Source organism: Halalkalibacter oceani (assembly GCF_040544555.1).
Lineage (GTDB): Bacteria > Bacillota > Bacilli > Bacillales > Bacillaceae_D > Halalkalibacter > Halalkalibacter oceani.
The window spans coordinates 83,168-95,420 of the sequence record NZ_JBEPKD010000003.1; the positions used below are offsets into that span (position 1 = coordinate 83,168).

13 protein-coding genes are annotated in these 12,253 nt (G+C 47.2%); all 13 read right to left on the reverse strand.

The window, feature by feature from the left end:
- Positions 1–3: 3 nt before the first annotated feature.
- Positions 4–450 (reverse strand): flagellar export protein FliJ, encoded by a 447-nt coding sequence (gene fliJ, locus ABMB67_RS05545; RefSeq protein WP_251222015.1) that lies wholly within the window; start codon positions 448–450, stop codon positions 4–6.
- Positions 450–1,769, reverse strand: a complete 1,320-nt coding sequence (gene fliI / locus ABMB67_RS05550; RefSeq protein WP_354571359.1) for a flagellar protein export ATPase FliI — start codon at positions 1,767–1,769, stop codon at positions 450–452. Before fliI ends, fliJ begins: the two co-directional genes overlap by 1 nt.
- Positions 1,747–2,565 (reverse strand): flagellar assembly protein FliH, encoded by an 819-nt coding sequence (fliH, locus tag ABMB67_RS05555; protein ID WP_354571360.1) that lies wholly within the window; start codon positions 2,563–2,565, stop codon positions 1,747–1,749. Before fliH ends, fliI begins: the two co-directional genes overlap by 23 nt.
- The gene (gene fliG / locus ABMB67_RS05560; RefSeq protein ID WP_251222012.1) at positions 2,558–3,571 is read right to left on the reverse strand and encodes a flagellar motor switch protein FliG; all 1,014 of its coding nucleotides are present in this window, start codon (positions 3,569–3,571) and stop codon (positions 2,558–2,560) included. Before fliG ends, fliH begins: the two co-directional genes overlap by 8 nt.
- An 18-nt stretch (positions 3,572–3,589) precedes the next feature.
- Positions 3,590–5,170 carry a flagellar basal-body MS-ring/collar protein FliF gene (gene fliF, locus ABMB67_RS05565; protein WP_251222011.1) on the reverse strand — a complete coding sequence of 527 codons (1,581 nt, stop codon included), beginning with the start codon at positions 5,168–5,170 and terminating at the stop codon, positions 3,590–3,592.
- 56 nt (positions 5,171–5,226) lie between these two features.
- Positions 5,227–5,535, reverse strand: a complete 309-nt coding sequence (fliE, locus tag ABMB67_RS05570; RefSeq protein WP_251222010.1) for a flagellar hook-basal body complex protein FliE — start codon at positions 5,533–5,535, stop codon at positions 5,227–5,229.
- 12 nt (positions 5,536–5,547) lie between these two features.
- Positions 5,548–6,009, reverse strand: a complete 462-nt coding sequence (flgC, locus tag ABMB67_RS05575; protein WP_251222009.1) for a flagellar basal body rod protein FlgC — start codon at positions 6,007–6,009, stop codon at positions 5,548–5,550.
- Positions 6,010–6,011: 2 nt separating this feature from the next.
- Positions 6,012–6,410: a flagellar basal body rod protein FlgB gene (gene flgB, locus ABMB67_RS05580; protein ID WP_251222008.1), complete on the reverse strand. Its 399-nt coding sequence runs from the start codon at positions 6,408–6,410 to the stop codon at positions 6,012–6,014.
- 667 nt (positions 6,411–7,077) lie between these two features.
- Positions 7,078–7,857 carry a GTP-sensing pleiotropic transcriptional regulator CodY gene (codY, locus tag ABMB67_RS05585; RefSeq protein ID WP_251222007.1) on the reverse strand — a complete coding sequence of 260 codons (780 nt, stop codon included), beginning with the start codon at positions 7,855–7,857 and terminating at the stop codon, positions 7,078–7,080.
- A 24-nt stretch (positions 7,858–7,881) separates the two neighbouring features.
- Positions 7,882–9,276: an ATP-dependent protease ATPase subunit HslU gene (hslU, locus tag ABMB67_RS05590; RefSeq protein ID WP_251222006.1), complete on the reverse strand. Its 1,395-nt coding sequence runs from the start codon at positions 9,274–9,276 to the stop codon at positions 7,882–7,884.
- A 37-nt stretch (positions 9,277–9,313) separates the two neighbouring features.
- On the reverse strand, positions 9,314–9,856 hold the full coding sequence (gene hslV, locus ABMB67_RS05595; RefSeq protein WP_251222005.1) for an ATP-dependent protease subunit HslV: 543 nt from the start codon (positions 9,854–9,856) through the stop codon (positions 9,314–9,316).
- 24 nt (positions 9,857–9,880) lie between these two features.
- Positions 9,881–10,774, reverse strand: a complete 894-nt coding sequence (xerC, locus tag ABMB67_RS05600) for a tyrosine recombinase XerC (RefSeq protein WP_285890144.1) — start codon at positions 10,772–10,774, stop codon at positions 9,881–9,883.
- 69 nt (positions 10,775–10,843) lie between these two features.
- Entirely contained in the window at positions 10,844–12,151 is a 1,308-nt protein-coding gene (gene trmFO, locus ABMB67_RS05605) for an FADH(2)-oxidizing methylenetetrahydrofolate--tRNA-(uracil(54)-C(5))-methyltransferase TrmFO (protein ID WP_354571361.1), read from the reverse strand.
- Between the last annotated feature and the right edge of the window lie 102 nt (positions 12,152–12,253).

The window sequence follows — 12,253 nt, forward strand, 5'->3', positions numbered from 1 at the left end:
TCCTCACCTAACTTTTACGTTGGCATATAAACGAATGGAAAGTTCATCCATCTGTTGTAATTCAAGCCGTTTCGCTTCCTCTTCATATTGATCCTGCTTGACCTGCTTCATCTTTTCATACTTTTTAAACTCGATGGAGCGGCTCATCAAATCCTGCTTTTTCCGGTTCATTTTTTCTCTTGCCAGCTGGGTATGACGCTGCTGCTTCTGGATTTCCTGCTGCAGTCTTAAAAGCTTTGACTGCTGCTGCTGCAAGGCGTAAATCGATGTTCCATTCGCGATTTGAGAGCGGGCACTTTCTTCCAGCTCTTCTTTTCGCTTGAGCATTTCATAAAGCTCCGTCGCCACCGATTCAAAAGAAGCAACGGCCTGTTCATACTCTGCCTGGACATTATGCTTTTCCCGTTCCTTCAGCTCCATCACCTTTTGCAAGGCAAACTGGAATGACATTAGTCGCCACCTCTTCCAAATTCGTTGATCAATCGCTCAACCGCTTCGTCAATTGAAGTGCTTTCCTCAGTACTTTGCTTTAAAAAAGCAATGATCTTTGGATAGATCGCAATCGCCTGATCGATTTCAGCAGAAGAGCCGCGCTTGTACGCCCCGATATTAATTAAATCCTCGGTGTCATCGTAGACGGCCAAACTTTGGCGAAGCCTCTCAGCTGCGGCACGGTGCCTGTCGTCAACAATATCGGCCATCACCCGGCTGATGCTTTTTAAAACATTGATCGCCGGGAACTGCCCTTTATTCGCCAGCTTCCGATCCAACACTAGATGCCCGTCTAAAATCCCTCTTACAGCATCGGCAATCGGTTCATTCATATCATCGCCATCGACTAGGACGGTATAAAAGGCGGTTATACTGCCTTTTTTCGCTGTACCGGAGCGCTCAAGCAGCTTCGGCAGCATCGCAAAAACCGACGGTGTGTATCCTTTTGATGTCGGCGGCTCTCCCACAGCTAAGCCGATTTCGCGTTGAGCCATCGCAAAGCGGGTGACCGAATCCATCATTAAGTTGACATCGAGCCCCTGGTTGCGAAAGTATTCAGCAACAGCGGTGGCCGTCATCGCCCCTTTGATCCGCATTAACGCCGGCTGGTCTGAAGTGGCGACGACTAAAATCGTTTTCTTCAAACCTTCCTCACCGAGGTCGCGTTCAATGAAATCCTTCACTTCCCGGCCCCGTTCACCAATTAAAGCTATGACATTTAAATCGGCCGCTGAATTTTTCGCAAGCATCGCCAGCAACGTACTTTTTCCGACCCCGCTCCCGGCAAAAATCCCGATTCTCTGTCCCTTGCCGACCGTAAACAGCGCATCAATCGCCCGGACTCCAAGCGACATTTTCTCTTCGATTCTTGGACGAGCCAGCGGATTTGGAGGGTCATTATCAGTTGGAAACGGGCGCAGTCCTTTCGGCAGCTGTTCTTTCGACAATGGTTCGCCGCAGCCGTCAATCACGCTTCCGATCAAGCCGGAACCGACCTTGATTTCCAACGGTTTCCCGGTCGCTTCAACTAAGCTGCCCGGAGCGATTTCCGTCGTCCCGTTTAACGGCATCAGCAGGACAAATTCATCCCGGAAGCCGACGACCTCGGCCTTAACTTTTATTTTTTTTGCCCGGCCGACGATGATGTAACAAAGATCGCCGATGGAGGCCTGTGGACCTTTTGACTCAATCGTTAATCCGACGACTCTCGTCACCTTGCCGTACCATTTATAGGGGGATAAGAAAGGAATATCCTCAATCAGCTCCTGCACGCTCATCTGGGCCCTCCTTCCACTTTTCCAACAGTTGAACCTTTAATTGCTCCAGCTGCCGATCAAGCGTCGCGTCAATCCGGCCATATTTTGATTCAACGACACAGCCGTTTTCCGGCAACCCGGAATCCGGGTAAATATACAGCTGTTCGGTATGGCTGAGCAGCTGCTCAAGCTCTGCTTTTTGCTGCAGCGTATGGGTATACCAGTGCGGGTGCACATAAATTTTCACATGCTCATGCTCCCTTACTTCGAGCATCACCTGCTTAAGCAGAGCCGCCCAGTTCTCATGATCCTCTTCAAGCTTTTTGCCGAGAATCCGCTGCGCGAGAGCGACGGCTAAATCAATCATCACCGGCTCAGCCGACTCAATCGTCCGCGCATAATCCGCCTGCGAACTGGCGATAATTTCCTGAGCCTCGGTAATGAATCCATCGTACGTCTGCCTACCTGCCTCCTGACCTTCTGAAAAGCCGGCGTTATAGCCCTGCTGACGCGCTTCCTCAAATGCTTCCTGCAGCTGCTGTTCAGCCTGCTGCCTCTCTGCTTCGATCTGGCTGCGGACCTGCTCCGCATAATCATCTGCTTCAGCGACAGTTTGCCTCGCCTTGCTCTCTGCCTGCGAAAGCTTTTGCTCCATTTCCTTTTCAAGCTCAGCCGCGCTTCGCTGTTTTGTCAGCTCGTTATCCGCTTCGCTTTCTTCTACTGCCGGCCCATCTTCTTGAAAAAGTTTTTTTATTGAAATGGTTTTACTTTGTTCCGATGCGGGTATAGTGTTATGTGACTTAATAACCCTAGACAATAACATCGTCTCCCCCGCGGGCAACGACGATTTCACCAGCTTCTTCTAAACGTCGAATAACAGCGACGATTCTTGATTGCGCTTCTTCGACGTCGCGAAGACGAACAGGACCCATATATTCCATTTCATCCTTGAAGGTTTCAGCCATTCGCTGCGACATATTGTTAAAGACAACTTCTTTAACTTCTTCGCTTGCCACTTTAAGCGACAGCTGCAAATCTTCATTCTCGACGTCGCGGATGACACGCTGAATCGAACGGTTATCAAGCGTAACAATATCTTCAAAGACAAACATCCGCTTTTTGATTTCTTCGGCAAGCTCCGGATCCTGAATTTCCAGTGCATCGAGGATCGTTCGTTCCGTGCTGCGGTCAACGCCGTTAAGCACTTCGACGACTGCCTCAATACCGCCGGCATCCGTATAATCCTGCGTCAGTGTGGATGACAGCTTCTGTTCAAGAATCGATTCGACTTCATTAACAATTTCCGGTGACGTGCTGTCCATTAAGGCGATTCTTCTCGCTACATCAGCCTGAACCTCCTGCGGAAGTTCGGATAAGATTTGCCCGGCCTGCACGGATTCCAAATAAGCCAAAATTAAAGCAATCGTTTGCGGGTGCTCATTTTGGATAAAATTCAAAATCTGCGAAGGGTCAGACTTGCGCGCGAAATCAAATGGTCTCACCTGTAAAGTCGAGGTAAGGCGGTTAATGATGTCCATCGCATTTTCTTCCCCGAGCGCTTTTTCTAAAATGCTTTTGGCGTAGCCAATTCCGCCTTGGGCAATATAGTCCTGGGCCAGCACCAAGGAATGAAACTGCTCCAGAATGTCTTCCTTCATCTCACTGTCGACCTTGCGCACATTAGCAATCTCAAGCGTGAGCTGTTCGATTTCTTCTTCTGTAAGGTGCTTATATACCTGGGCAGATACATCAGGCCCTAAGGAGATGAGGAGAATTGCTGCTTTTTGTCTTCCGTTTAATTCTTTTTTTGCCGCAGTAGCCATTCGTTCTCCCTCCTAATGTTAATCTTCTGAAAGCCATGTTCGTAATAATTTCGAAAAGTCTTCCGGTTTCTCTCTTGCCATCTTTTCAAGCTGCTTGCGCTTCGTCGCGGAAATTCCGGTTTCTTCATCCGGTAAATCAGGAACTTCTTCAATGGCTTCTTCAATTGAAAATTCCTCTTCTTCCTCCGTTACTTGATTACGTCTTCTTAGTAATAGGAAGAGAAGAAGTAGAATAACGGCGATCAATACTCCGCCAACAACATAAAGCCAAACTGGAATCACTGTCGCCGGCTCCGGCTCAAGCTCAATCTTGCCATCAAACGGCCTTGAAGCCACTACAATCTTTTCATTAAGGTCATCCTCGGTGAGTTCATCAGCATAAACCCCGGAAATGCTCGTTCTTACAATCGTTCCTAATATTTGCTGAATGTCATCAAGCTGCTGTTGCGGCAGCTCTTCCATTCCTTCAGGAGGTTCAACCATAACCTGAATGCCTAAATCACGAATTTTATAAGGACTTTCCACGATATCGCGGTTGATTCGATTCACTTCATTGTTAATCCGTTCCTCTGCCCGCTCCCATTCGGATGGACCTTGAGCGACTCCGCCTGGAAAGTTTGGAATTTCATCGCCGACTCCGGCGACTCCGCCTTCCACTGCTCCTTCGCCACTGTACGCCTCTTCAATCCGCTCCAGGCTGACCGTCAAGCCTTCCATGTTCTCTGGATCCACCGGCTCAACCAACGCTTCGGTCCGGTTCTCCTGCGTGAAATCAATATCGGTTGAGACTGATATTAAAACTTTATCCCGCCCGACCATTGTTCCGAGCATTTGCTGCAGATTGCGCGTCAAATCGCGTTCAATATCCCGCTGAATCGAACGCTGCTGTTCATAGGCTGTTAGAGTCGTATTACTTCCTTCTGCATTTTCATAAACATAATCGTTAAACATTTGATCCGAAATGACGATATTATCTATAGGGAGATTCGGCACACTCTTTGAAACTAGATGAAACAAGGCATTTACCTGGCCCTGTTCCAGCTGATAGCCTGGTGCCAAATCGAGCACCACAGCAGCCGTCGCGAATTCCTGCGGGTCATTTGCCCAAACATTATCTTCCGGAATCGTAATCATCACCCTAGCCTGGTTAACCCCATTTACATTGCGGATCAGCTCAGCCAGTTCTGTCTGCATTGCCGCTCTTTCCATGACCGAAAATTCATTGTCGGTCATCCCGAAGCCCATCTGCTCCTGAAAGAAGGAATAATCAATACTTCCACTTCGCGGCAGCCCTTCCGCAGCCAATTCGACCTTTAATGCGTCCACTTGCGTTTCAGGGACAAGGATCGTCGTTCCATTATCGGAAATTGTCGAAGAAATCCCTCTCGCATCTAACGTTTCTTTAATCTGTCCTGTTTCCTGAAGCGTCAGATTACTATAAAGAGGTTGATAGCTTGTTCTCGTCCCTAAGAATGTAAAAAGAATAATTAATGCAATAATACCTAGGGTAGAACCAGCTATTATCCCTTTCTGCATGCGAGAACGCCCGGTCCAAAATTCTGTTATTCGTTGTTTATATATTGATAGTTTCTCGTTCATGTGCCCTCCTACATCCAACAACTACCGTGAGACTAAAACAGAACAAGTACACAGCATTACACTTGCATTCTCATAATTTCTTGGTATGCTTCAATCACTTTATTCCGAACCTCTACCGTTGCTTGTAACGTAATACTTGCTTTTTGACCCGTAATCATCACATCATGAAGATCATCGATTTCACCGCTTGCCAGCTTTTCCGTTTTTTGCGCAGATTCTTGTTGCAGGCTGTTCACATTCTCAATCGCTTCATTCAAAGCCGTTTTAAAAGACTGGTGGGCTTCCCCTGCTGACATTCTCTGGCCATTTTGAGTATGCAACCCGCTTTGAATGACAAATGGCGATTGTCCTATTTTAATATCCAACTTTTATCCCTCCTATCTTCCAATTTCCAGTGCTTTAAGCAGCATGTTTTTTGAGGCGTTCAACGTGGTCACATTCGCTTCATAAGACCGTGTCGCACTCATCAAATCGACCATTTCCCTGAGCGGATCAACATTTGGCAGTTGAACGTATCCTTCTTCGTTGGCATCGGGATGCTCCGGATCATACATTTCCTTAAACGGCGTCTGGTCATCGACAATAGCAGAGACCTTTACCCCATTGCCGACTTCGGAATTTGTCGAACGCCCCATCGCCTGGTGCAAAAAAGCCGAGAATGGCTGTTTTTCATTCGGCTGCATGACGACCATCTTCCGCCGGTACGGCTCCCATTCCCCATCTACCATTCTCGCTCTCGTTGATTCAGCATTTGCCATATTGGCCGAAATGACATCCATACGCAGCCGCTGTGAGGTCAAAGCTGAGGCGCTCGTATTAAGGCCGTGAAATATACTCATGATTAACTTCCTCCTCTGATGACAGTTTGCAAGCTTGAGAAGCGGCCATTCATTCTGTCGATTAGAGCATTGTAATAAATTTGGTTTTTCGCCAATTCCGCCATTTCCAGATCAATATCGACATTATTCTGGTTATGGTTGTACATCGTATTTCGTGTTGTCTCAATGACAGGCCCCGTGCTTGTCGAAGAGAATTCAAGATGCTTTTCATTCGTTCGATAAGCCTTTAGTTTCGGTTCATTCATCGCCTGCTGCAATGTCTCCTTAAAAGAAACATCCTTCGCCTTGTAATAAGGTGTGTCGACGTTGGCGATGTTTTGCGAAATTGCATTTTGTCTTAACTGAGCTCCATCAAGCCCGCGCTCAAGCACTCTGAACGTCGAGCCCCCAAAAAGATCCATCTATTATTCCACCTTTCGACAGTATCTTATAGAATTATTCATATTTTCACATAAGCTCTCAATGAAATTGTAAACAAAGTCACAGGAAAAGTCTAATACCGTTTGTAATAATAGGAAATTCGATATAAAAGAACTAGAGAGAATTGTGGACTTTTGTCGCAAAACTATACAAAAACTATCAGCCATAATCTACATTATAGTACAAATACCGACACAAACGCACTATTTTAGCAAGAACTTATATGAATTTTTAGATAACGAACAAAATACAACAAAAAAACCACTGTTTTAACAGCGATGTAATATTTGTATCATATTTGTTACGTTCAGGCTATACAATACAGAAAAAATCTGCCAAAAAATCCTATAAAATTGCGAAAATCATCCATTTCGCCTTCTTTGTTCTGTCTCCTTTCAGTCATTGCGCCTCATCCTGATGATAACAGTGACAACTCGTTTCAAACTGAATACAAAAAAAGGCACGGTCAAAAGGTTGTTTTTTTACCTTTTGCTCGTGCCTCTAAGCAAGGAGCGGAACCGCCACGTTCTTAATAATGACGCTTCCTGTTTTGCTGTTCGGAAACTTTTCGACCGTTCCGAAAGCGCTCCGGGATGACAAGCCTTGCGCAAAAGCAAATTCCGCTTTTGCCGTATACTCTTCTTACTCTTATTTTGCTTTTAACTTTTCAAGCTCCAGGAGGAACTTATCATTTAATACTTTGATATAGGTTCCTTTCATGCCAAGAGAGCGGGATTCAATCACACCGGCGCTTTCCAGCTTGCGGAGAGCGTTAACGATTACCGAGCGGGTGATGCCGACGCGATCGGCAATTTTACTGGCAACAAGTAAGCCTTCCTTGCCATCCAGCTCGTGGAAAATATGCTCAACAGCCTCCAATTCGCTGTATGAAAGCGAGCTGATCGCCATTTGCACAACCGCCTTGCTTCTCGCTTCCTCTTCAATTTCCTGGGTTTTCTCATGCAAAATTTCAATCCCGACTACCGTTGCTCCATATTCAGCAAGGATTAAGTCATCATCGCTGAAAGACTCATGCAAGCGCGCCAGGATTAACGTACCAAGACGCTGGCCTCCGCCTTGAATCGGCACAATTGTCGTTAAGCCGCTTTGAAACAGGTCTTTATTTTCAACAGGAAACGCCGTGAATTCACTGTCGATATCCAAATTCGCAGAAGTCTCTTCAATTTTAAAGAGATTGTCTGTGTACTCTTCCGGAAAGCGTCTGTCTTCAAGCATCTTTTTCATACGCTCATTTTCAATTTCCTGCTTGATCGCATAGCCGAGCACTTTCCCGCGTCTGCTAAGCACAAAAATATTGCAGCTAATCGTATCGCGAAGCGTCTCCGCCATCGCCCGGAAGCTGACGTGCTGCCCTCCTGACTTTTGTAACATTTCGTTGATTTTCCTTGTCCTTGATAATAAATTCATTTTTGTTCTCTCCTCCTATTTGTTTTACAAAATGTATTGACTTAAATCTCGATTCTTGGCAATAGATACTAGTTTTTCGTCGACGTATTCTGGCGTGATCACGATTTCTTCCAACGTAATATCAGGAGCTTCGAACGATAAATCCTCCAGCAGGCGTTCTAGCAGCGTATGCAACCGTCTCGCGCCGATATTTTCCGTCTCCTGGTTAACCTCTGTAGCAATAGTCGCAATCTTACGAACAGCTTCGTCAGAAAATTTGATTTTTATACCTTCTGTTTCAAGAAGCGCACAATATTGCTTGATGAGCGCATTATTTGGCTCGACCATAATCCGGACAAAATCATCAACTGTTAGATTCGCCAGCTCGACCCGGATTGGAAAGCGACCCTGAAGCTCCGGAATCAAATCAGATGGCTTGGCGATATGAAAGGCCCCCGCCCCGATAAAAAGAATATGATCCGTTTTCACCGGGCCGTATTTAGTCACGATCGTCGAGCCTTCGACAATGGGAAGGATGTCGCGCTGAACGCCCTCGCGTGAAACATCAGCTGATTGCTGACCTTTGCCGACGACCTTATCAATTTCATCAATGAAGATGATACCGAGCTGTTCGGCTTTGTCGACAGCCTCCTGCGTCACCTCATCCATGTCAATCAGCTTCTGTGCTTCTTCTTCCGTCAGCACTTTACGCGCGTCGGAGATCGGCAGCCGTCTTTTTTTGCGCTTCTTCGGCAGCATCCCGCCAAGCATTTCCTGCATGTTCATTCCCATCTGTTCCATGCCGGCTCCTTGAAACATATCCATAAAGCTTTGCGACTGCTCTTCCACCTCGATCGTCACCATCCGATCCTCCAGCTCCCCTAAGGCAAGCTGGTGAGCGAGCTGACGACGCTGCTGCTCTCTCGTGTTTTCCTGCGATGACTCCTGTTCAACAGGCTGCTCTGCTTCCTGCTGACCGAACAACATTTCAAAAGGATTCTTATACGTTGACTGCTTTTTTTTCGAAGGGACGAGCAAATCAACGATTCGCTGATTCGCCTGCTCTTCTGCCTGGGAACGGACAGCAGCCATTTTTTCCGCCTTGACGATGCGGACGCTCGTTTCGACGAGGTCTCTTACCATCGACTCGACATCGCGCCCGACATAGCCCACTTCCGTGAATTTCGTGGCCTCCACTTTGACAAATGGAGCGCCGACCAGCTTGGCGAGCCGCCGGGCGATTTCCGTTTTCCCAACTCCAGTTGGCCCAATCATTAAAATATTCTTCGGGGTGACTTCGTCTTTTATTTTGTCGTCAAGCAAGCTGCGGCGATAGCGATTCCGGAGGGCAATGGCAACCGACTTTTTCGCCTGCTCCTGTCCGACGATAAATTGATTAAGACGTTCAACAATTTCGCGTGGGGTAAGGGCTGTTTTCATAACGATCACTCTCCATTGGGAATTAATTGCTTTCGGCTCAGCTTAGTTCTTCAACGACGACGTTGTCATTTGTGTAGACGCAGATGTCACCTGCTGTCTCAAGCGCGGCAGTGGCAATTTCCTTGGCGGACATTGCCGGAGCATGCTTTTTTAGCGCGCGTCCAGCCGCCAATGCATAGTTCCCGCCAGAACCGATCGCCAGAATGCCGTCATCGGGCTCAATGACTTCACCCGTTCCTGAAACGAGCAGAAGATGATCTTGATTCATCACAATCAGCATCGCTTCAAGTCGTCTTAGCACTTTGTCACTTCGCCATTCTTTTGCAACTTCCACAGCGGCCCGCTGCAAATTCCCGTTATACTCTTCTAACCTGGATTCGAATTTTTCAAACAACGTAAAAGCATCAGCGACTGAGCCAGCAAATCCCGCCAGCACCTTTCCCTGATAAATCGTCCGCACTTTTCTCGCTGTATGCTTCATCACAACAGCATTTCCAAACGTCACCTGACCGTCACCCGCCATCGCGCAGGAGCCGTTGTGCTGAATCGCAAAAATCGTCGTTGCATGGAATTGACTCATGTCCTTCCTCCTTCTTCTATTTACTTAAGCCCGAGGATGATGCGCCTGATAGACATGCCGCAACCGTTCCTTCGTTACATGCGTGTACATTTGCGTTGTGGACAGATGCTCATGACCAAGCAGCTCTTGCACAACCCGTAAATCAGCGCCATTATTAAGCAAATGAGTCGCGAAGGAATGGCGGATGTCATGCGGGCGCAAATGCTTATGCTGAGCGGCCTGTTCCATCCGTTTTTTAACAATCGTCCGAATGCTGCGGTCCGTCAGCTGACCACCTTTGTAATTGAGAAAAAGCGCGTCGGGTGACGTCCTTTTTTCCAGCTTCTTCCGTCCACCCTCCATATAGCGCTCAATCGCTTCAAGAGCGAAAGAACCGACAGGGAGATAGCGTTCTTTCCGTCCTTTCCCATGGACAAGCACCGTACCAATCGACAGGTCAAGATCCTGGACGGTGAGACCTGCACATTCACTCACGCGCATTCCAGTCGCATACAACAGTTCCAGCAAGGCACGGTCGCGTTGATCGAGCGGCTCATTACCCTGTAAGGAATAAAATAATTCCTGGATTTCTTCTTCATAGAGGAAAGTCGGCAGCCGACCTTCGTTTTTGGGAAGGAATACAGTGGAAAAGACATTCTCCGACACACGCTTTTCACGCATGTGAAAATTATAGAGGCTTCTTAATGCAGAAATTTTCCGTGATACCGTTTTTCTTGCATAGTTCTTCTCATATAGCATCGTTAAATAAGCGCGAACATCAGCTCTTGTCACCGCGGGGAAGTCCAGCACACCCCTTGCTTTCATAAACTGATAAAAATCATCAATATCCCGCTTATAACTCCGAATCGTATGTAAGGAGCTGTTTTTTTCCATTTGCAAATAGACGACAAATTGCTCGAGCCAGGACTGCTTTCCCAACACAAAACACCCCTCTCGCCTCTAGAGCTACTAAATTCTAACATGATTTAGTAGCCCTGACAACGATGTTTACATTTTTTTCACAAAATTCTGAATTGTGCCCAATGCGCGCTTAGCCAGTTGCTCGTATCGTTCCTGTTTATTCTTAATTTTTACCTCTAATGGCGGAAGTAAACCAAAATTCGCATTCATCGGCTGAAAATTTTTGGCGTTGGCCGTTGTAATATAGCCGGCCATACTGCCGATAACCGTTTCATCAGGAAATGTCAGTAAATCCTGCTGCTGGACATAGCGCGCAGCGTTGATCCCGGCAATTAATCCGGCCGCCGCCGATTCTACATAGCCTTCAACACCAGTGATTTGCCCGGCGAAAAATAAATCGTCGCGCTTCCTGTATTGATAAGTCGGCTCAAGCAAATTAGGCGAATTAATAAACGTATTGCGGTGCATGACGCCGTAGCGGACGATTTCCGCATTTTCCAAACCGGGAATCAGGCGAATGACTTCCTTCTGCGGTCCCCATTTCAAATGTGTCTGAAAGCCGACAATGTTGTATAACGTTCCAGATGAATTATCCTGTCTCAGCTGGACGACGGCGAACGGACGCTTTCCTGTTTCCGGATGTTCAAGTCCAACCGGTTTCATCGGCCCAAAAAGCATCGTCTTCCGTCCGCGCTTCGCCATGACTTCAATCGGCATACAGCCTTCAAAAAAGATTTCTTTTTCAAATTCTTTTAACGGCACCGTTTCTGCTGAAATGAGTGCTTCATAAAAGCGATCGAACTCTTCCTCGGTCATCGGGCAGTTTACATAAGCCGCTTCCCCTTTGTCGTAGCGCGATTTCAAATAGACTTTGTCCATATCAATGGAATCTGTTTCAATAATGGGCGCTGCCGCATCATAAAAGTATAAATACTCCTCGCCCGTTAATGCTTTTAATTCAGCGGAAAGCCCAGGCGACGTTAATGGACCTGTCGCGATAATCGTCGGCCCTTCCGGAATCGCGGTCACCTCTTCGGTAAATACCGTTACATTCGGATGGTGCTTCACCTGCTTGGTCACCGCTCCGGCAAACTCATGGCGATCAACAGCAAGCGCTCCTCCTGCCGGAACGGACGCGTCATCGGCGGAACGAATGATGACGGAATCAAGCTGCCGCATTTCTTCCTTCAGCACGCCGACGGCATTTGTTAATGAATTGCCACGTAAAGAATTGCTGCAAACGAGTTCGGCAAATTTATCTGTATGATGGGCGGGCGTCTGCTTCACCGGGCGCATTTCATAAAGATGAACCTGAATGCCGCGTTTCGCCAGCTGCCAGGCCGCTTCACTGCCGGCCAGCCCCGCTCCTATTACGTTTACATGTTGTTGTGTCACGTCGTCTAATCCCTCCAACTTGCTTTACAAACAGTAGAAATGCCTTCACCGTAAAGGTGAAGGCTATTGTCTCTTATCCGACTACCATCATAATACGAGCCG